This is a genomic window from Amaricoccus sp. B4, from assembly GCF_043226085.1.
In the GTDB taxonomy this organism is placed as follows: domain Bacteria; phylum Pseudomonadota; class Alphaproteobacteria; order Rhodobacterales; family Rhodobacteraceae; genus Amaricoccus.
Genome location: NZ_CP171226.1, coordinates 120,001 through 139,978, shown reverse-complemented (window position 1 = coordinate 139,978; position 19,978 = coordinate 120,001). Strand labels below are relative to the sequence as shown.

The 19,978-nt window shown below is 67.1% G+C and carries 16 protein-coding genes, 1 tRNA gene, 2 rRNA genes and 1 pseudogene (1 of these 20 cut by a window edge); 12 read left to right on the top strand and 8 right to left on the bottom strand.

What is annotated here, in order from left to right; genetic code table 11:
• Positions 1-5: 5 nt before the first annotated feature.
• Positions 6-1,592 carry a regulator gene (locus tag ACF66B_RS19455; RefSeq protein WP_111430545.1) on the bottom strand — a complete coding sequence of 529 codons (1,587 nt, stop codon included), beginning with the start codon at positions 1,590-1,592 and terminating at the stop codon, positions 6-8.
• Positions 1,593-1,648: 56 nt separating this feature from the next.
• Positions 1,649-2,332, bottom strand: coding sequence for a cysteine hydrolase (locus tag ACF66B_RS19450; RefSeq protein ID WP_111430544.1), 684 nt, complete (start codon positions 2,330-2,332; stop codon positions 1,649-1,651).
• A 44-nt stretch (positions 2,333-2,376) separates the two neighbouring features.
• Between ACF66B_RS19450 and ACF66B_RS19445 the strand changes: the two genes are divergently transcribed.
• Positions 2,377-2,775: an AtzH-like domain-containing protein gene (locus ACF66B_RS19445; RefSeq protein WP_111430543.1), complete on the top strand. Its 399-nt coding sequence runs from the start codon at positions 2,377-2,379 to the stop codon at positions 2,773-2,775.
• An 8-nt stretch (positions 2,776-2,783) separates the two neighbouring features.
• On the opposite strand, the gene atzF is transcribed toward ACF66B_RS19445, so the two are convergent.
• Positions 2,784-4,640: an allophanate hydrolase gene (gene atzF / locus ACF66B_RS19440; RefSeq protein ID WP_111430542.1), complete on the bottom strand. Its 1,857-nt coding sequence runs from the start codon at positions 4,638-4,640 to the stop codon at positions 2,784-2,786.
• A gap of 52 nt (positions 4,641-4,692) precedes the next feature.
• Between atzF and ACF66B_RS19435 the strand changes: the two genes are divergently transcribed.
• The 10 genes from ACF66B_RS19435 (at position 4,693) to ACF66B_RS19390 (ending at position 15,088) form a co-directional block, all read left to right on the top strand.
• Positions 4,693-5,586: a LysR family transcriptional regulator gene (locus ACF66B_RS19435; RefSeq protein WP_111430541.1), complete on the top strand. Its 894-nt coding sequence runs from the start codon at positions 4,693-4,695 to the stop codon at positions 5,584-5,586.
• 75 nt (positions 5,587-5,661) lie between these two features.
• Complete coding sequence (locus ACF66B_RS19430; protein ID WP_162683325.1) at positions 5,662-5,937, top strand: hypothetical protein; 276 nt, start codon at positions 5,662-5,664, stop codon at positions 5,935-5,937.
• Between the two features lie 241 nt (positions 5,938-6,178).
• Positions 6,179-7,630 (top strand): glycosyltransferase family 2 protein, encoded by a 1,452-nt coding sequence (locus ACF66B_RS19425; protein ID WP_111430540.1) that lies wholly within the window; start codon positions 6,179-6,181, stop codon positions 7,628-7,630.
• 11 nt (positions 7,631-7,641) lie between these two features.
• Complete coding sequence (locus ACF66B_RS19420; protein WP_111430539.1) at positions 7,642-8,553, top strand: glycosyltransferase; 912 nt, start codon at positions 7,642-7,644, stop codon at positions 8,551-8,553.
• A complete protein-coding gene (locus ACF66B_RS19415; RefSeq protein ID WP_111430538.1) occupies positions 8,550-9,590 on the top strand; it encodes a glycosyltransferase family 4 protein in 1,041 nt (346 codons plus the stop codon). The genes ACF66B_RS19420 and ACF66B_RS19415 overlap by 4 nt, the downstream gene beginning before the upstream one ends.
• An 18-nt stretch (positions 9,591-9,608) precedes the next feature.
• A complete protein-coding gene (locus ACF66B_RS19410; protein WP_111430537.1) occupies positions 9,609-11,660 on the top strand; it encodes a catalase in 2,052 nt (683 codons plus the stop codon).
• A complete protein-coding gene (locus ACF66B_RS19405) occupies positions 11,657-12,694 on the top strand; it encodes a glycosyltransferase (RefSeq protein ID WP_111430536.1) in 1,038 nt (345 codons plus the stop codon). The genes ACF66B_RS19410 and ACF66B_RS19405 overlap by 4 nt, the downstream gene beginning before the upstream one ends.
• A complete protein-coding gene (locus ACF66B_RS19400; RefSeq protein ID WP_111430535.1) occupies positions 12,691-13,782 on the top strand; it encodes an acyl-CoA dehydrogenase family protein in 1,092 nt (363 codons plus the stop codon). The genes ACF66B_RS19405 and ACF66B_RS19400 overlap by 4 nt, the downstream gene beginning before the upstream one ends.
• On the top strand, positions 13,779-14,501 hold the full coding sequence (locus ACF66B_RS19395) for a PIG-L family deacetylase (RefSeq protein WP_111430534.1): 723 nt from the start codon (positions 13,779-13,781) through the stop codon (positions 14,499-14,501). The genes ACF66B_RS19400 and ACF66B_RS19395 overlap by 4 nt, the downstream gene beginning before the upstream one ends.
• Positions 14,498-15,088, top strand: coding sequence for an SAM-dependent methyltransferase (locus ACF66B_RS19390; protein ID WP_111430533.1), 591 nt, complete (start codon positions 14,498-14,500; stop codon positions 15,086-15,088). The genes ACF66B_RS19395 and ACF66B_RS19390 overlap by 4 nt, the downstream gene beginning before the upstream one ends.
• Here the strand turns inward: ACF66B_RS19390 and ACF66B_RS19385 are convergent.
• Positions 15,070-15,759 (bottom strand): Crp/Fnr family transcriptional regulator, encoded by a 690-nt coding sequence (locus ACF66B_RS19385; RefSeq protein WP_162683324.1) that lies wholly within the window; start codon positions 15,757-15,759, stop codon positions 15,070-15,072. The two genes, ACF66B_RS19390 and ACF66B_RS19385, sit on opposite strands and share 19 nt — an antisense overlap.
• 541 nt (positions 15,760-16,300) lie before the next feature.
• Between ACF66B_RS19385 and ACF66B_RS19380 the strand changes: the two genes are divergently transcribed.
• Positions 16,301-17,526, top strand: a protein-coding gene (locus tag ACF66B_RS19380; RefSeq protein ID WP_111432149.1) for an IS3 family transposase whose coding sequence is annotated in 2 segments (ribosomal slippage) — positions 16,301-16,643 and positions 16,643-17,526 — 1,227 coding nt in all. Because the reading frame shifts where the segments join, the coding sequence is not laid out codon by codon here.
• A 34-nt stretch (positions 17,527-17,560) separates the two neighbouring features.
• Here ACF66B_RS19380 and ACF66B_RS19375 read toward each other — a convergent pair.
• The 4 genes and pseudogenes from ACF66B_RS19375 to ACF66B_RS19360 form a co-directional block, all read right to left on the bottom strand.
• Positions 17,561-17,677, bottom strand: a pseudogene (locus ACF66B_RS19375) (IS3 family transposase); the annotation flags it as partial.
• 198 nt (positions 17,678-17,875) lie between these two features.
• Positions 17,876-17,952: transfer RNA gene (locus ACF66B_RS19370), tRNA-Met, on the bottom strand.
• Between the two features lie 39 nt (positions 17,953-17,991).
• Positions 17,992-18,107, bottom strand: a 5S ribosomal RNA gene (gene rrf / locus ACF66B_RS19365).
• A gap of 130 nt (positions 18,108-18,237) precedes the next feature.
• Positions 18,238-19,978 (bottom strand): 23S ribosomal RNA (locus tag ACF66B_RS19360) (it continues 1,096 nt past the right edge of the window).

Here is a 19,978-nt window from a genome sequence, read left to right as displayed (position 1 = left end):
CGCGCTCACTCCGCCGGCTGTGCGACGACGGCTTCGGGCTCTGCCTCCGTGTCATGGGTCCAGCCCAGCCGGGTGCAGGCGACGAGGAAGACCGCCACGATCGCATAGGCCAGCGAGATCGAGGGGGTGACCGCGATGCCGACGGCGGGCCCGTGCATGAAGCCGAAGAAGGTGAGGATCGCGCCCGCCCCGGCAAAGCCCGCGGCCCATTCGTATTTGCGCTCGATGATGAAGACACCGATCGCGGCCAGAACCAGCCCGGTGAGGATCGCCCCGTTGCCGAGCACGCCCAGCCCTTCGTAGAGCACGCCGTTCTGGCCCATGCCGGCGATGAGTTCCGGCGTGACCTGGGCGCCCGCCGCCCCCAGCGCGCCGTCGATCAGCGTCTTGGCCCAGGCCGCGAGATGCGGAACGAGGCCGAGCACGATGGCGGGCGCGTGCTTCATCGGCGTGGTCTGGAAGGCCTGCGCGCCGATCAGCATGCCGATGTAGAGCAGGATCGGCGAGATCGCGACGACCGGCACCAGGTTGAGGAACACCGCGAGGATGCCGAACCAGGCGAGGCAGAGCACGAAGATGCCCGTCCCGACCGAGTAGCCGATGCGGCCGCCCATGCTCTTCCAGCCCGGGTGGCCGATGTAGACGGCGTTGGCGAAGGGCGAGCCCAGCAGGGTGCCGATGAGCGAGATGCAGCCCTCGGCCGAAATCGCCTCGGTGGTCGAGTAGGTGTCGCCCGCGGCCTCGGCACTTTCCACGTTGTCCATGGCCTCGACGAGATCGTAGACGCCGAAGGGAATGGCGGTCACGAGGATGAAGCCGAGGAATTCGAAGCCCGAGAACACGTGGTTGAGCGCCGGCAGCGGGATGGAGAAGCCGAAATTCGCGAAGCTTTCGCTGAGCCTCGCGGCACTCATGCCGCCGATTTCCGGCATGCCGAGCGCGGCGGCCCCCCAGGCGATGGCCATGCCGACAACGATCGCGACGAGGCCCGCAGGAATGCCGCGGGGGTATTTCAGCCCGCCGAACCAGCTCACGAGGATGATCGCGAGGCAGGTGAGCCCGATGATGGAGGTCATGAAGATCTCCGTCGCCGGCCGCATGGCGATGAAGGCGATCGAGACGCCCGCGAGCGTGCCGAGGAGCGCGGCGCGCGGCGTGATCCGGCGGATGAAGGGCGCGACGAACGAGCCGCCGATCAGGATGAAGCCCTGCAGGAACACCCAGGCGAGGCCCGCTTCCCAGGCCTTCACCGGGTCGTTGGTGCGGCCGAGGATCGGCAGCATGATGACGAAGACCACGATGAACATGTGCGGCACCGACGGGCCGGAGGGCAGCGCACAGACATCCGCCCGGCCTTCCTTCTTGGCGAGCTTCCAGCCCATCCAGGCGTAATACATGTTGCCGAGGAAGAGCATCAGGCCCACCGCCGGCAGGATGCGCCCGAAGGTGAGCTCGTCCGGCAATCCGACGACGAACTTCAGAAGCCCCGTCATCACCAGCAGGTTGACGAGCACGTTGGTTCCCAGGCCGAACAGGGCGTTCCAGTCGCCCGGGGTCCAGAGGGAAGGTGTCCTGGTCTCATGCATCTTCATCTGTCCTTTTCAACGGGAACGCCCCGGCCCGAGCGGCCGGGCCTGGGGGGGATGCGTCAGGCGGCCTTTGCTGCGGCGAGCGCTCCGGCGAGGCACGCGCTGTCGCTCACCCAGCCGAAGATGCCGCCCTGGGCCTTGATCATCTCGAGCCCGACGCGGTGGAATTCCGGGAAGTAGGAGGCGCAGGCATCGCCGATCGCCACGCAGCGGTAGCCGCGGTCGTTGCCTTCGCGGATCGTGGTATGCACGCAGACTTCGGTGGTCACGCCACAGACCATGAGCGTGTCGATGCCGCCGTTCTGCAGGATCTGGGCGAGGTCGGTCTGGTGGAAGGCGCCCTTGCCGGGCTTGTCGAGCACCACCTCGCCCGGGGCGGGATAGAGGCTTGCGACGATGTCGTGGCCCGGTTCGCCCCGGATGAGGATGCGGCCCATCGGCCCCGGATCGCCGATCCGCTTCGAGGGCGCGCCGCGGGCGATCTTGGCGGGCGGCGCGTCCGAGAGATCCGCGCGGTGCCCCTCGCGGGTGTGGATGACGAGCATGCCGGCGGCGCGCGCCGCGGCCAGCACCGTCTGGCAGGGCACGACCGCGGCCTGGAGCAGCGAGACATCGTTGCCGAGCGTCTCGCCGAAGCCGCCCGGTTCGAGAAAGTCGCGCTGCATGTCGATGATGACGACGGCGGTGCGTGCCGGGTCGAACCCGAGCGGCGCCGGTTCGGCGGGGAGTTGCACTTCGCTCATTTCTGGCATTCCTTTCTGCGGGCGAGACACGCGAGAGGGACGGCATGGAAAAATTCGATGCGGATGCGGTCGGGGCCGAGATCCGGGCGGCCTTCGAGGCCTATGAGGCGGCTCTCGGGGCGAACGACGTGGAGGCGCTGGCCTCGGCCTTCTGGGAAGACCCGCAGGTGGTGCGGCTCGGGCCCGACGGCGGCCTCTATGGCCACGACCGGATCAGCGCCTTCCGGAAGGGGCGCGACACCGGCGATCTGACGCGCGAGATCTCCGAGGTGCGGATCATCGCCTTCGGCCCCGACTGGGGCATCGCCACCTGCGAATACCGCCGCACCGGATCGGGCCGCCGCGGCGCGCAAAGCCAGGTCTGGATGCGCCGCCCCGAGGGATGGCGGATCGTTTCGGCGCATGTGAGCCTCGGCGCCCCGCCGCCCGGCCCGGAGGACTGATCCCCCGATCACGCCGCGCTCTCGGCGATGACCCGGCGCCAGGAGCCGAGCGCGGTCACCTCCTCGGCACCGGCAAGGCCCGCGACCTCGCAGAGAAAGCCCTTGGGCGTCGTGCCATCGGCGAGCGCGAGGGTTCCGATGCCGAGGGGGCTCGGAATGCCCGCGAGGAAGCTGCCGACCCCGGCTTCGGGGAGCGCCCAGACCTCGAGGGCAATGGCCGCCCCCTGCCCGTCCCGCACGAGGCCCGGACGCTCGGGCGGCCCGCCGGCGAGGCGATAGAGCCGGTATTCCGGCAAGGTCTCGGCGGCGCGCAGGAACCGCCCGCCCCGCGTGGTCAGCTCGCCATTGAGCGGCAGGCCGGACATGTGCGCCCCGCAGACGGCGATCTCGATCTCTCCGGGCATGGCCCGCGCGAGGCGCGGCGGTGCGGGCGGCACCGGCCAGCCGGTCGCGCCGAGCTGGCGTTCGCCCAGCCGCTCGATCCGCTCCCCGAGGCTCGCGAGCAGAGCGTCACGGCCGGGAGGCGCGATCAGGGTCACGCCCCCCGGCCGGCCGTCGCCCCGCGCCGGAGCCGGGACGGCGAGCCCGCAAAGGCCGAGCAGGTTCACGAAATTGGTATAGGTCCCGAGCCGGGAATTCGGCCCGATCGGGTCGGCGTCGAGCTCCGCCAGGGTGCAGAAACCCGGCATCGACGGCAGGCAGATGACATCGATGCGCTCCAGCACCGGCGCCACTTCGCGGCGCAGCTCCTCCAGCCGATAGAGCCCGCGAAAGGCATCCGCGGCGCTCTGGCCTTCGGCCTTGCCGACGATCTCGCGGATGACCGGCAGCACCGCCTCCGGATCCTGCGCCATCACCGGGCCCACGACGGTATCGCGCTCGGCCACCCAGGGCCCGGCGTAGAGCAGCTCCGCCACCGCGTGGAACGGCGCAAGATCCACCGGCACGAGATCGAAGCCCATCGCCCCGAGCGCCGCGATCATCGAGGCGAAGGCCGCGTCCTGCTGCGCATCGCCGAAGAAGCGCAGCGATCCCTGCGTCGGCACCCCGACCCTGCATCCCGGCGGCACGGGGGAAAGCGGCCCGACGGGCAGTTTCCGCGAAAACGGATCGGCCGGATCGAAGGCGGCGGCCGTCTCGAAGACCGCGAAGGCATCGGCGACGGTGAGCGCGAAGATCGACACGCAATCAAGCGTCCGGCAGGCGGGCACGACGCCCCGGGTGGAGAGCGCCCCGAGGCTCGGTTTCAGCCCGACGATGTTGTTGAGCGCCGCGGGGACCCGGCCGGAGCCGGCCGTATCGGTCCCGAGCGCGAAGGGCACCAGCCCGGCCGCGACTGCGACCGCCGAGCCCGATGAGGACCCACCCGGCACGATTTCCGGATCGAGCGTATTGCGCGGCACCGGCCAGGGCGAACGGACGCCGACGAGGCCGGTGGCGAACTGGTCAAGATTGGTCTTGCCGATCGGGATCGCCCCGGCGGCCACCAGCCGCGCCACGACATGGGCATCCTCCTGCGGGGCGTAGGCGAAGGCGCGACAGGCCGCGGTGGTCGGCATGCCCGCGACGTCGATATTGTCCTTTACCGCGAAGGGCATCCCCCAGAGCGGCCGCTCGGGATCGAAGGCGCCGAGCGCCCCGGCGCGCGCGAGGCTCTCGGCAAGGGGCGCGAGGTGGATGAAGATGCCCGGATCACCATGCGCCTCGATCCGGCGATATGTCTCCCGGATCACATCCGCCGGGCTGGCCCCCGCGGCATAGACCTCTCGCAAGGATGACAGTGTGAATTCCAGGTCCCGCAACGCCACCCCCAACACGATATGTCGCTCACGGGCAGAGCATGCGGCAAATTGATGTTGACTCATACTGCTATGATTTCACCAATGTGCTGCATAAAATGCAGCACCAGGCCAGACCATGCGTCATCTGCGCATCTTCGAGATGATCCGCCACGTGGCGCGCGCCGGATCGATCCGCCGCGCCGCCGAGGACATGAACATCACCAGCTCGGCGCTCACCCGGCAGATCCAGCGCTTCGAGGCGGAATTCGGCGGGCCGATCTTCGAGCGGCTGCCGAAGGGGGTGCGGCTCAACCCGGCGGGCGAGCTGCTGATGCAGCACATCCGCACCCAGGTGAGCGATCTCGAACGCGTCCGCGGACAGGTCGCGGATCTCAGCGGCGAGCGGCGCGGCCATGTCGCCATCGCCTGTTCCCAGGCGGTGAACCCGATCTTCCTGCCCCGCGAGGTCGCGCGCTATCGCAAGGCGCATCCGCGGGTGACCTTCTCGATCAGGGTTCGCGACCGCGCCCAGGCGGAGCGGGATCTCGGCCAGTTCGCCACCGATCTCGCCATCGTCTTCGAACCGGTCTACCTGGTGGATTTCGAGGTGATCCGCGCGGTGGAGCAGCCGGTCGCCGCCGTGCTTTCGGCAAGCCACCCGCTCGCCGGGCAGGAGATCCTGCGCCTGCGCGACTGCCTCGCCCACCCCCATGTGGTGCCCTCGGTGGAATACGGCGTGCGCCACCTGCTCGAGAAGGCGACGCGCGGCCGCTCGCTGAACCTCAACCCGGTGATCGAGGCCGACAGCTTCGAGCTCATGCGGCAATACGTGCTCTACGAGGACGTCATCAGCTTCCAGATCCCCATCGGCGTCGTCCCGCCGGTCGATCCCCGGCTGGTCATCCGCCCGATCGATCCGGCCGACATCGGCCCCGGCCTGCTGCTGATCGGCCAGCTCCGGGGCCGGACCCTGCCGGTTGCCACGGCAAAATTCGCCCAGCAGGTCGCCGACGCGCTTGGCGCGCGGTGATGCCGGCCGAGATGCCCGGGAAAGCTGAATACCTATTTATTACGAGGTGTTAAAAGGTATTGTTCGATTGATTTCATGGCCATTCCGCTGCTGGAGGGCATCGTGGTGGCACTGGTGGATGAAAAGGTGGAGGTCGACGTTCGCGGCGATCGCGCTGGAATTCCTGCGCTTTCCGTTCAAACGACAAAACCCCGCCGGAGGGGCGGGAGCAGGAATGGATTGACGGCTTGCTCTGGCAAGGGCGTTCCCGATGTCTTTCGCAACGTCGGCTGCCAGACGAAATGGGACGGGCCCTGCCTTGTGGTCATCGGCTACACGGCGGCGAAGGCCACAATTGCAAGCTCCTACTGACGGCCCGGCCCCCGATCCATTGTCCCCGCGGTGAGCGGGACGACAAGACCGCCTGTTACCTGCGTCGAATAGCATCGGGCACGAGCGGGGCGATGCTCTGCTCTGATGGGTCCGGCGGTGTCGCCAAAGCGGAAAAGGGCGCGGGCGGCATAACAAATGTTGCCGGAACGAATGGTCCGAACCGGCATTTAACCTGACATTGCGGTCCCCGACACCGGCCCGCTGTTCAAGGAAGCACATCATGCCAGCACCTGACGGACGAGGCGTCTTCCTCGGACTGATGACGCTTGCCGTCCTGATGCCCGCCGTGGCTGTCCCGGTGGTCGCGCTGGCCGTGCTGGTTCAGGCCGTGCTCGGGGGGTTCAACCTGCATTCCGGGCTTGGCCTGAAGGCTGGCAGGCCCGACGCGCGGTCGCGGTGCGCGGCGACGGGCCGGCGGCGGTTCTCGGTCCACGTGGCGACCCACGACGAACCTCCCGCCGTTGTCGCGCGCACGCTTCGGGCCCTCGCCTCGCAGGTCGGCGCGCCGGAGTTCGAGGTCATCGTCCTGGACAACAATACCGCCGATCCGGCCCTCTGGCGGCCGATCGAGGCGCTCTGCGACACCCTTGGTCCTGCATTCCGGTTTTACCACGAGGAGGGCGTCACCGGGGCAAAGGCGGGCGCGCTCCAGATTGCTCTGGCCCGCACCGATCCTGCCGCCACCCATGTCGTCATAGTGGATGCCGACTACGAGGTCGCGCCGGATTTCCTTGCCATCGCCTGGCAGGAGCTTCGGCGCGGCGGCGAGGACTTCGTCCAGTTCCCGCAGGCCTACCGCGGCGATGGCGGATCGGCGCAGGGGCTGTCGCTTGAACTGGCGGATTATTTCCTGCGCCACGCGCGTCATGCGAACGTGGCGGGCGCGATGCTGCTGACCGGGACGCTCAGCGTGATCAGACGGGACGCGCTCGAGGCCGCCGGGGGCTGGAGCTGCCGGACCATCACCGAGGATGCGGAGCTTGGCCTGCGCCTGCACCGTATGGGCTATCGCGGGCGCTTCGTGGACCGGATCGTCGGACGGGGCCTGCTGCCTCTCGACCTCGGCGGACTGAGCTTGCAGCGCTACCGCTGGGCAGCCGGCAACATGGACACGGCCTGCGGCAGTCTGGGCTGTCTGCCGGCGCGCACGACACTTCAGGTCTTCGCGCAGCTTACCGCCTGGGCCAACCTCGCGCTTCCCCTTGCAGCCGGGCTGATCGGCGGCGGGATCGCGCTCTCGCTTGGCCACCACGCCGGGGTGAGCCGCTTGCTGGTGACGCTGTCGGGGATAGGTCTGGCGTTCGTCTACCTGTCGGTCTGCCTGCCGATGGTCATCGGCATGATCGTCCGCGGTCACCCGCCGCTGAACGCCTGCCTCGCGGCTCTGGCGGCGCGGACTGCGATGATCCTGCCGTCGGCGCTCGGAACGGTGGACGCCCTCATGGGCCGGTCCGGCAGGTTCCAGCGCACCGCGAAGGATGTGACCGAGGTCTCCGATGCCGTCGGGCCGATGCTGCCTGCGCTCGCCCTTTGCGGCGTTGCCCTGCTGGCCGTCCCGCACCTGCCGGCCGCTGCCATGCTGGGCGCCGTGCTTATCGCGCTGCCCTATCCGCTGGCCCTCGCCACACGTCGCCGTCTGGTGGCCTACCGCACCGCGCTTCACCCTGCTTGAGGAGAGACCCGATGACACCCAGCGTCACGATCGTCATCCCGACCTACAACCGCGCCCACACCCTGCCCCTGGCCATCGATGCGGCGCTCGGGCAGTCGCATCCCGACACCACGGTGATGGTCGTCGATGACGGCTCGACCGACGGCACCGGATCGGTCATCGCGCGCTATGCGGATCATCCCCGTTTCGTCGGCGTCAGCCTCGCCGGCAACGTCGGCACCGCGCAGGCGAAGAACGTGGGCATCGCGCTCAGCTCCGCGGATGCCATCACCTTCCACGATTCCGACGACCTGCCGCACCGCGACAAGGTCATGCGGCAGGCACGCGTGATCCGGAACGAAACGATCAGCGCGCATCCCTGCCTCAACTGGCGCCTGTCGGGCCGCGAGCCCGAGACGCGCATCCAGGTGGGCGGCGTGCTGACCCATCACGAGCTGATCCTGCCCGACGGCGAGCGGGTCGAGATCCGCCGCACGCTCAGCCTTGTCGACGATTTCTTCCCGAACCTGCAGATGGCCGCGGGGGTGCCGGGGGACTGGACGCATGTGAATTCCGGCCTGTTCCACCGTTCGGTCTTCGACCGGCTGGGCGGGTTCTCGGACTGCATCGAGGAGGATCGGGAGTTCCGCAACCGGCTGATCATGGCGGGCGAGGTGCTCTGGGTCATCCCCGAGATCCTGCTGACGAAGATCGAGACGGCCGACAGCCTGACCCAGGCGGGCGAGACGGATTACGACAGCCCCCGGCGCATCGCGGATCGCAAGCGGGTCTGGGACGCGGTCGGCCGCTGGTTCGCCACGCGCGAAGTCGATCCGGTGCCGATCGATCTGACGGGCGTCGGCATCCGGTCCTGCACCAACCCGGCCCTCTGCGAGCGCGGGGCGCTTGCCCGGATGACGGCCCTTAAGGACCGGGTGGCATGAGCGGCGGGATCACCTTCGTCGATGTGCTGGCGCCCCGTGCCTACAGCGGCGTGCGGGGAGAGCTCGCAGGGCTTGGCGGGACGGAGGCGACCCTGGTGCGCATCGCCGAGAGCCTCGCCCCCCGCATCCGCGTCACAGCGCGCCAGTCCGCGCGGCAGGGGCCGGACACGCTCTCCGGTGGCGTCCGGTATGGCGGGTTCGACGTCAGGCGCCCCTTGCCCGAAGCGCCGGGGACCATTGTCGTGGTCAATTCCTGGAAGGTCGCGCCCCGGCTGGCGCGACTGCATCCCGGGGCGCGGGTCATCGTCTGGCAGCACGTCTTCCCCGGCCGCCACAACCGGGCACTGGCGCCTTCGCTGCGCGCGGCAGGGGTGGAGGTGCTTTGCGTCTCCGCCGCCCATGTCGACTGGCTGCGCCGGTTTCTCGGCACCGATGCGCCCGCCGTCGGTCACATCCACAACCCGATCGCCGACGATCTTCAACCCGACGACACGCCCCGCGATCGCGACCTGCTGCTGTTCGCCTCCTCCCCTCACAAGGGGCTCGGACAGGTCTTCCGCCGCTTCGAGGCGCTGAAGGATCGTCTGCCGTCGCTGCGCCTTGCCGTGGCGGATCCCGGCTATCTCGCCTGGCCGACCGGGCCGGTCCCGGACGGCGTCATCCCACTCGGGCGGCTCGACCAGCCCGAACTCATCGGCTGGATGCGCCGGGCGCTCTGCCTCTTCTCCCCGCAGGACCACTTCGCCGAGACCTTCGGGCTGGTGATCGCGGAGGCCAATGCCGTCGGCTGCCCGGCGCTCCTGCACCGGGGCCTTGGTGCGAATGACGAGGTCGCCTCGGATCCCTGTCAGTGCATCGACACCGCCGACCCCAAAGCCATCGCGGCCCGGATCATGCAATGGCGCGAGGCCACGGGCCTGCGCCCCCTCGCCACCGCGCGGCCGGAGTTCCGGCTGTCGCGCGTGGCCGAAGAATGGGCGGGCCTGCTTCATCCCGCAACGGCCGACCGGCCCCGCACCCACGCCATGCAAGACTGAAAAGGGAAGAGATCGACCATGAACGACGACAAGGCCCCCCGCAAAGGCAACGCCGGCGAAATCCACCAGGTCGCCGGTGACGGTCACGAGACGATGACGACGCAGGCCGGCATGCCGATCTCGGACGACCAGAACACGCTGAAGGTCGGGCAGCGCGGCCCGCACCTGATCGAGGACCAGGTCTTCCGCGAGAAGCTGTTCCATTTCGACCACGAACGCATCCCCGAACGGGTGGTCCACGCCCGTGGCTACGGCGCCCACGGGACATTCGAGTTGAGCGAGGACCTCAGCGACCTCACCCGTGCCAGGATCCTGACCGAGGTCGGCGAGAAGACCGACGTGTTCGTGCGCTTCTCCACCGTCGCGGGCAACAAGGGCTCGCCCGACCTTGCCCGCGACGTGCGCGGCTTCGCGGTGAAGTTCTACACCAAGGAAGGCAACTGGGACCTCGTCGGCAACAACATCCCCGTCTTCTTCATCCAGGACGCGATCAAGTTCCCCGACCTGATCCACGCCGCCAAGCAGGAGCCCGACCGCGGCTTTCCGCAAGCGCAGACCGCCCATGACAATTTCTGGGACTTCATCTCGCTGATGCCGGAAGCCATGCACATGGCGATGTGGATCATGTCCGACCGGACCATCCCGCGCTCCTTCCGCTTCATGGAAGGCTTCGGCGTGCACACCTTCCGGCTGGTGAACGCCGACGGCAAGTCGAGCTTCGTCAAGTTCCACTGGAAACCCCGGCAGGGGATGCAGTCCGTCCTCTGGGACGAGGCGGTCAAGATCAACGGCGCGGACCCCGACTTTCACCGCCGCGACCTCTGGGACGCGATCCAGAAGGGCGACAATCCCCAGTGGGATCTCGGTCTCCAGATCTTCGACGAGGACTTCGCCGACAGCTTCGATTTCGACGTGCTGGACGCCACCAAGATCATCCCCGAAGAGCTGGTCCCGGTGCGGATCGTCGGCACCATGACGCTGAACCGCATGGTCGACAACTTCTTCGCCGAGACCGAGCAGGTCGCCTTCCAGACCGGCAACATCGTCCCCGGCATCGACCATTCCAACGACCCGCTGCTGCAGGGGCGGAACTTCTCCTACCTCGATACGCAGCTCAAGCGTCTCGGCGGCCCGAACTTCAGCCATATCCCGATCAACGCGCCCAAATGCCCCTTCGCCCACCTGCAGCAGGACGGGCACATGGCGATGCACAACCCGAAGGGCCGGGTGAACTACGAGCCGAACAGCTTCGGCGAGGGCCCGCGCGAGGACCCCGAGCGCGGGTTCACGTCCTATCCGGCGGAAGAGTCCGGGCCGAAACAGCGCATCCGGTCGGAGACCTTCGCGGACCACTACAGCCAGGCGCGGCAGTTCTACCTCAGCCAGACGGATATCGAGAAAGGGCACATCGCCGACGCCTTCATCTTCGAACTTTCCAAGGTCGAACGCCTTGCGATCCGGCAGCGGATGGTCGGGCACCTGATCGTCGTCGACGAGGGTCTGGCCCGGATGGTCGCCGACGGGCTGGGCCTTGCCGAGATGCCGGCGCCGGCCGAGCCTGCGCGCAAGGTGGTCGAGACCGAGCCATCCCCCGCGCTCAGCATCCTCGCCAACCCGCCCGAGAGCTTTGCCGGCCGCAAGCTGGGCGTGCTTCTCACCGACGGCATCGACGGCGGGGCCTTCGATGCGCTGAAAGCGGCCGCCGAGGCGGAGGGCGCGCAGGTGACGGTCGTGGCCGAGAAGGTCGGCGGGGTGACCACCGCGCGCGGCAAGACCATCGAGGCGGACGAAAAGCTGGATGGCGCACCGTCTGTCCTGTTCGATGCGGTGGCGATCCTCGCGTCCGGGGACGGCGCGGCCAAGCTGGCGGGCATGCACGGCGCGCGCAGCTTCCTGGCCGACGCCTTCGCGCACAAGAAGTTCATTGCCCTGACGGCGGAAGCGAAATCCGCCTTCTGGTCGGCTGCGGTGCCGGACGAGGCCGATGACGGCGTCTTCGTCCTCGACGGCGCGCCGGACGACTTCATCGCCGCCTGCAAGGACCTGCGCTTCTGGGAACGGGCGGCATGACACGCCACGCCCCCGCCCGGCGCAGCCTCGCCTTCGGCCCGGACACACCGTGGCCCGCGGCGATCACCGTCCCTGCCCGCAACGAGGCGGAGCGGATCGGTCCCTGCCTCGAGGCGGCGCACACGGCCTTGCGGGGTCGAGGCGGGATCGTTCTGGTCGTCAACGGCTCGGACGACGCGACCTTTGCCAGCGCGCAAACCTGGTTCGACGCGACGGGCACGGCCGGTCTTTTGCTGGACCTGGCCGACAGCCCGCCGGGGGGTGTCGGCGCGGTTCGGCGGCAGGCCGTGACCGCCGCCGTGCCCCGGCTCGCCCCTGATGGCGTCGTGCTGACCACCGATGCGGACAGCCGGGTCTTTCCCGACTGGCTCGACGCCAACCTGGCGGAGCTGAAACAGGCCGACCTGATCTGCGGCACCGTCTTCCCGGATGCCGGCGAGTTCGCCCGCCTGCCGCCGATCATCTCGCAGCGCGGCGTGGCGGAGGGCGAGTATGTCGCGCTCACCCTCGCGCTCCGCGCGCTGATCTATCCCCTCGCGCACGACCCCGCCCCCTGCGGACTTGGCGCGGCCGGCGCCAGCCTTGCGTTCCGGATGCCGCTCTATGCCGATACCGGCGGCATTCCGGCGCTGCCGAACAGCGAGGATCGCGCCTTTGCCGAAACTGCAGAGGATCGCGGCTGGCGTGTGCGTCACAGTCCGAAGGCGCGGGTCACGACCTCGTGCCGGCTGGACGGGCGCGCGCCGAATGGCATGGCCGAAGCGCTGGCGGGTCGCATCTCCGAGGACGATCCGCTGGTGGACAGCGCGCTCGAGCCTGCCGGCCAAACCGCCCTGCGCCTGCAGCTTCGGCAGGCACGGCGCAGGGCCATATCGCGGTTCGGACCGGACGCGCCGCAGGTGGCCGGGATCGACGCGCAACTGGGCGGGCTGCCGCGCACCCGGATGCGTCTGTCGGACGTGGTACGCGAATTGCCCCTGCTGTCTGCGGCGGTGTCATCAGCGCAAATGAATACGGAAAGGCTCACCGCATGACGATGGCCCCCGCAAGATTGTCGCCGCCCCTGAGCGAAGCCGCCGCCCTCGACGCCGTCGCGGCGGGTGCGCTGGATGCCGATGCAGGCCGCCGCGACCTATCGAGCGACATGCACCTTCTCGTGACATCCGGCCTGCTGGACCGGCTCTGCACCTTCCCCGCCACGCCGCGGGAGGTGCGGGCACAGGCCACGTTGCTGCGCCGCATCGGCCGGGCCAGCCTGTCGGTCGGGCGCCTCGCCGAAGGACATATGAACGCGCTGAAGCTCGTGAGCCTTTACGGCACGCCCTCTCAGGTGAAACGCCACACCGCCGCTGCGAGAGAGGGGGCGATCTACGGCGTTTGGGGGGCCGACGGTGACCCTCCGGTACGCATCGACGCCGACACCGGCGGCCTTCTCCGCCTCTCCGGCGGCAAGCGTTTCGCCTCGGGGCTCGGCACCGTCAGCCATGCCGTGGTGACGGCGGGCGGGAGCGATGGCCTTCGCCTCGCCATTGCGGAGGTCCGCGACCCCCAACGTGCAGATGCCGCCGCGTGGGACACCTCCGGCATGCGGGCCACGGCGTCGGGCTCCCATGATTTCAACGGCGCCGCGGCAGAGCCCCTCGGTGCGGCCGGTGACTACATGCGCGAGCCGCATTTCCAGGGCGGCGTCTGGCGCTATGCCGCTCTGCACACCGGCGGGCTGGAGGCGCTGGCCGAAGAGGTTCGCCGCGCGGTCGGCGCAACGGAGTCCCCCGGCGAGGCTCAGCTCCACCGCCTGGCCCACATCGCCGGCCTCGCCCACCGCGCACGGCTGATGGTCGAGGATGCCGCCGCCCGGGCAGAGGCGCCGGGCGCGGGGCCGGAGGCCGTCGCGCTCAGCCTTGCGGCGCGCGAAGAGGTCGAGGCGGCCTGCCTCGAAGGCATCGCGTTGGCCGACCGCGCCCTCGGCACACGGTCCTTCGCCAAGGGCCACCGGGTCGAGCTCGTCCGCCGCGACCTCGGCTTCTTCCTGCGGCAGGCCGATCTCGACGGCAAGCTGCGGCAAGTGGCCGAGGCCCTCTGCGCCGCCGACGCCCCCATCGGAGAGATCTGGTCCGAATGACAACCTTCACCGCCATCGTCGCGCAGTCCGGAACCGCGCCCTACGCCCGGCTGGAGGATCTCACCGGCCCCGGCGCCGTGCTGGTCCTCGCGCCGCACCCGGACGATGAATCGCTCGCCATGGGCGGGGCCATCGCCGCAGCCTCCGCCGCGGCTCACCGCGTGCACGTGGCCGTGATCACCGACGGGTCGATGTCGCACCGGAACTCGAAGGCCTATCCGGCCGCCGCCCTCGCCGCCCTGCGCAAGTCCGAAGTCGAGACCGCGGTCGACATCCTCACCGCCGGACGGGAGGCGCCGATCTGGCTGGGCTACCCGGATCTGGCCGCGCCCGACGATCCCGAAACCTTCGCCGAGGTCGAGGCGCGGCTGGCCGGCCATTTCGACGGCGTCACCGCGATCTGGACCACCTGGGACGGCGATCCGCATCCTGACCACCAGCGCGTCTGGCGGCTCGCCCGGCACATCGCCGATCGGGTCGAATGCCCCATGTTCGGCTGCCCCGTCTGGGGCCGGGTGCAGTCGCCCGTGGCCGGAGCGTCCAGTGAGGGCCTCAGACGCTTTCGGACCACCGCCGTCCGCGACCTCAAGGCGCGCGCCGTTGCCGCCCATGTCTCGCAGATGACCGGGCTGATCGACGACGACCCGGAGGGCTTCCGGATGCCGCAGGACCTCGCCGCGCATTTCGTGGCGGCCGACGAGATCTTCATCCCCGCATGACCCGCGACGCCGCATCCTTCGACCGTCTCTACCGCGAGACAGGCGACCCCTGGAACTACGAAACCAGCGCCTACGAGGCGGAGAAATACGCCCGCTGCCTCGCCCTCCTTCCTGCGCGCCGCTTCGCCCGCGCGCTCGAGGTCGGCTGCTCCATCGGCGTGATGAGCGAAGCGATCGCGCGCCACTGCGACAGCCTTCTCGGCCTCGACTTCGCGCCGACCGCCATCGACCGCGCCCGCGCGCGGAACATCCCGAAGGTGCAATTCGAGGTGGCCGGCGTGCCCGAAGGCTGGCCGGAAGGCGAATGGGACCTGATCGTGCTGTCCGAAGTGCTCTACTACCTCCCCCCGGACACGCTGGACGAGACAATCGGGCTGATCGTCCAAAGCCTCGCCCCCGGCGGCGCCTGCCTCGTCGCGGGCTACCTCGGCCCGACCGAAACGGCGCTTACCGCCCGCGAGGTCGAAACCCGCCTGCTGACAGCACTTGCTGTCGCCTGGCCGGATCACGTCATTCGCCGCGACGCCGCAACCTCCTGGATCGCAGCGGTCTTCGAGTGCGGCGGTGATCAGCCCTCAGGCCCGTAGAAATAGGACGGATCGAATTGCGCCAGGCGATGCAGACGCGCCCGGTCGTGGATTTGCGCAAATCCGTCGCGGATCGTGCATGCTCCGCTCTCGCGAAGCTCCCTGCAAACGCGACTGATATGGACCGGGGACAGCCCGACGATCTCGGCAAGGTCGGTCTGCAGAAGGCGCAAGGGAAGGCAGTCGCCCTCGATTTCCCCAGCTTCCTGAAGCCGCATGTCCATCTCGCTCACGAAATCGGCCACCGCCGCCAACGCGCGCAACCGGCTTCCGCGATAGATCCAGTGCCGGTGGATCGAGGCGTCGATCATCGTCAGCCGCCACAGTTGGCGTGCGTACCGGTGGGACTGGTCGATGATCCGGTTCAGCGCCGTGTGGGGAAACAGCGCGATGCGCACGTCCGTCAAGGCCACGATATCATGATCCAGCTGCTTCAGCGGGAGGGCATGCAGGTCGACGAAATCCCCCGGCACGCTGATGGAAACAATCCCGCGCTGCGTCCGGCCCTCGAATGCCCCCCGGACATAGCGGCCCATCAGCCCGTCCAGCAGAAGCGCACTCGCCTCGAGCCTCTCTCCCGCTTCGGACAGCACCTCGCGGGCGTCGAGGTGTCGTGTCCCGGAACACGCCGCGCTCAACATCTCCCACAGTTCAGGGTCGAGCCGCCCCACGAGGCCCCGCCGGCTTCTCTCCGGCAAGGGGCTTTCTCCAACATCCGACATTGGTGCCACATTCGAACGTCCCGGGCTGCCAATCCGTCCGCCCTTCATCAATCATCTCCTGCCTTGCTGATTTCCACGATCGGGGAGCCGGATGTCCAGGATGAGTCCCATTTTGACCTATGGCTGACTGAATGCATTGTGAACGCGCATGCCCGCACAGTGTTCCGAGGCGATCCGGGAGTCCCGAAATCGGGACGTTCTGCGAACTACGGTGAAAAGCCCCGTCTTTTATGAACGCTTTCCTGTCCCGCTTCTGCTGCCGCACGAAGTCGATTTGAGACAGCATCCCGCTACCCGCTTGCTTGCGTATCGGATGGTTGAACCTATCCCTGTGCTGACCTGGGGTCGCGAAGGATGTCCTCGAGACGCCGGACCTGCCCGGATCGATGTCGTTTCGTGGCCCCTCGTTTTCGTCGGCCCATTTCCGGACCGGCTGAACTGGCCCCTGTTTCGACCGGACAGTCAGGCATAGCCATGGAGGCTTAGGCATATGCCTGGGCACGTACTTATGTCTGAATTTGAGATCATCACTGATGGAGGCCGGCGGCAGCGCCGGTCTGCAGAGGAGAAGCTCCGGATTGTTGAAGAAACACTGGATGGACGCGACAGCATATCGGCGGTCGCCCGCCGCCATGGCGTGGCCCCCAATCTCCTGTATCGTTGGCGGAAGCTGATGCTGGAGGGAGGGAGTGTCGCGGTGACCGGCGACGATGACGTGACCAGCAACAAGACCGTTCGCGAGATGGAGACGCGCATCCGGGAGCTGGAGCGGCAACTCGGGCGCAAGACGCTTGAGGCCGAGATCCTCAAGGAAGCCCTCGAAAAATCGAGGTCAAAAAAACCGACCTTGCATGCGCTGTCCTTGCCGAAGGACGGTTCACGATGAAGGCGGTGGTCGAGACGCTGGGCGTGTCCCGCTCGAACCTGCATGAACGGATGACGGGAAGCGCGAAGCCGCGGAGCGCCTACCGAAAGGCAGGCGACGCGACGCTGCTGCCCCGGATCAAACGCCTGTTGGCGGAGCGCCCGACCTATGGCTATCGCCGCATCACCGCGGTTCTGAACCGGGAGCTGCGGGCGGAGGGACTTTCCCCCACCAACCACAAGCGCATCTACAGGATCATGAAGAACAACGCCTTGCTCCTGGAGCGCAGCGGCCTCCCTCGTCCCGAGCGCACCCATGACGGCAAGGTGATCATGCTGCGCTCGAACCTCAGATGGTGTTCCGATGGACTGGAATTCATCTGTTGGAACGGTGACATCATCCGGGCCGCCTTCCTTATCGACGCCCATGACCGCGAGGTGATTGCCTGGCGCGCGCTCACTGGAGCCGGGATCAGCGGATCGGATGTGCGCGACATGCTGCTCGAGGCCGTGGAGCGCCGGTTCGGGACACATCGCGCTCCCGAGATCATCGAGGTTCTCTCCGACAACGGCAGCGCCTACACCGCGAAGGAAACCCGCATCTTCGCCCGCAAACTCGGCCTCAAGCCATGTTTCACGCCGGTGGGCAGCCCCCAGTCGAACGGCATCTCGGAGGCCTTCGTGAAGACGCTGAAGCGCGACTATGTCCGCGTCACGCCACTACCTGACGCCGCAACCGCTCTCTCGTTGATTGGAAACTGGATCGAGGATTACAACGACAACCACCCGCACTCAGGCCTGAAGTGGCGCTCGCCTCGCGAGTTCATCAGGGCCAGAACCGAAACCGCCTGACTGTCCGGTGAAACAGGGGCAAGTCCACCGGCAGACTGGTGAACTCGGTCCCGTTGTCGCTGACGATGCAACCCGGCTTGCCGTAGACCCGGATCAGGGCGCTCAGCTTTCGGGCAACCCCTGCGCCGGAGAGGCTGGTGTCTGCGACAATCTCATCCGGCGCGCCCACGAGAGGCTCGCAGGCCTGATCGACAAGGTCGTCCTTACGGGCAACCCGGAGGCCCCGAACGGTCTCCTGGTGGAGGTCGAGGTATGCGGCGATCGCGCTGGAATTCTTCCGCTTTCAGTTCAAACGCAAACGCCGCCCCGAAGGGCGGCGTTTGAGCGTTTGGGAACGCGTTTGGGATTTTGGTTGCGGGGGCAGGATTTGAACCTGCGGCCTTCAGGTTATGAGCCTGACGAGCTACCGGGCTGCTCCACCCCGCGGCAGGGCATGGTGAAGAGAGAGAAAGGTGCGTTTTACAGGCCTGGCGGTGACCTACTCTCCCACGTCTTGGGACGCAGTACCATCGGCGCCGTGGCGCTTAACGGCCGAGTTCGGGATGGGATCGGGTGTTTCGCTCGCAGCTGTTGCCACCAAGCCAGTAAAACGCACCGTATGCGCAAGTCTTTCGGGCTTGCGTTTCGGTGAGACGAGACTGTCTTTCCTGTCGTATTCCGGGTCAAGGGCTTCCTGTCCGGGAAGGGGCACGTGCCTCTCTTCCACTGGATCGGATCAAGCCTGTCGGGCGATTAGTATCGGTCAGCTGAGTGCATTGCTGCACTTACACCTCCGACCTATCGACGTGGTGGTCTACCACGGCCCTCAAGGGAGACCTGGTTTTGAGGGGGGCTTCCCGCTTAGATGCCTTCAGCGGTTATCCTGTCCGCACATAGCTACCCTGCACTGCCGTTGGCACGACAACAGGTCCACCAGTGGTGCGTTCACCCCGGTCCTCTCGTACTAGGGGCAACTCCTCTCAAGTCTCCTACACCCACGGCAGATAGGGACCGAACTGTCTCACGACGTTCTAAACCCAGCTCACGTACCACTTTAAACGGCGAACAGCCGTACCCTTGGGACCTTCTCCAGCCCCAGGATGTGATGAGCCGACATCGAGGTGCCAAACACTGCCGTCGATATGGACTCTTGGGCAGTATCAGCCTGTTATCCCCGGCGTACCTTTTATCCGTTGAGCGATGGCCCTTCCACTCGGGACCACCGGATCACTATGGCCGACTTTCGTCTCTGCTCGACTTGTCAGTCTCGCAGTCAGGCGGGCTTATGCCATTGCACTCGACGAGCGATTTCCGACCGCTCTGAGCCCACCATCGCGCGCCTCCGTTACTATTTGGGAGGCGACCGCCCCAGTCAAACTACCCGCCACACAGGGTCCCGGAACCGGATAACGGTCCGCGGTTAGACATCAAGCGAACAAAGGGTGGTATCTCAAGGGTGGCTCCACGGGAACTGGCGTCCCCGCTTCGAAGCCTACCACCTATCCTGCACATTGCGCGCCTGATGCCAGTGTGAAGCTGTAGTAAAGGTGCACGGGGTCTTTCCGTCTGACCGCGGGAACCCCGCATCTTCACGGGGAATTCAATTTCGCTGAGTCTGCATTGGAGACAGCGGGGAAGTCGTTACGCCATTCGTGCAGGTCGGAACTTACCCGACAAGGAATTTCGCTACCTTAGGACCGTTATAGTTACGGCCGCCGTTTACCGGGGCTTCAATTCAATGCTTGCACATCTCCTTTTAACCTTCCGGCACCGGGCAGGCGTCAGACCCTATACGTCGCCTTGCGGCTTCGCAGAGTCCTGTGTTTTTAGTAAACAGTCGCCACCCCCTGGTCTGTGCCCCCCGCCAACGCTTGCGCGCCAACGGGGCCTCCTTCTTCCGAAGTTACGGAGGCATTTTGCCGAGTTCCTTCAATGCAGTTCTCTCAAGCGCCTTGGTATGCTCTACCAGTCCACCTGTGTCGGTTTCGGGTACGATCTTATGGAGGGCTATTTCCTGGAACCACTTCGAGGCCTGATCAATCCGATAAGATCAGACAACAGCCGCGATCCGTCACTTCCTCCTGGCTCTGGAATATTAACCAGATTCCCATCGACTACGCCTTTCGGCCTCGCCTTAGGGGTCGGCTCACCCTGCTCAGATTAGCTTTAAGCAGGAACCCTTGGACTTTCGGCGAGAGTGTCTCTCACACTCTTTGTCGCTACTCATGTCAACATTCTCGCTTCTGAATGCTCCACCGGATCGCTTACGCGCCGGCTTCATCGCAAACCCTCTGTCTTCGCATGATCCCTTGCAGGACCATGAAGAGACATAGGGTTTATAGACAGAACGCTCCGCTACCGCGTGCACAAAGTGCACACCCTGAGCTTCGGCTCGTGGCTTGAGCCCCGTTACATCTTCGCCGCAGGACCTCTTGTTTAGACCAGTGAGCTGTTACGCTATCTTTAAAGGATG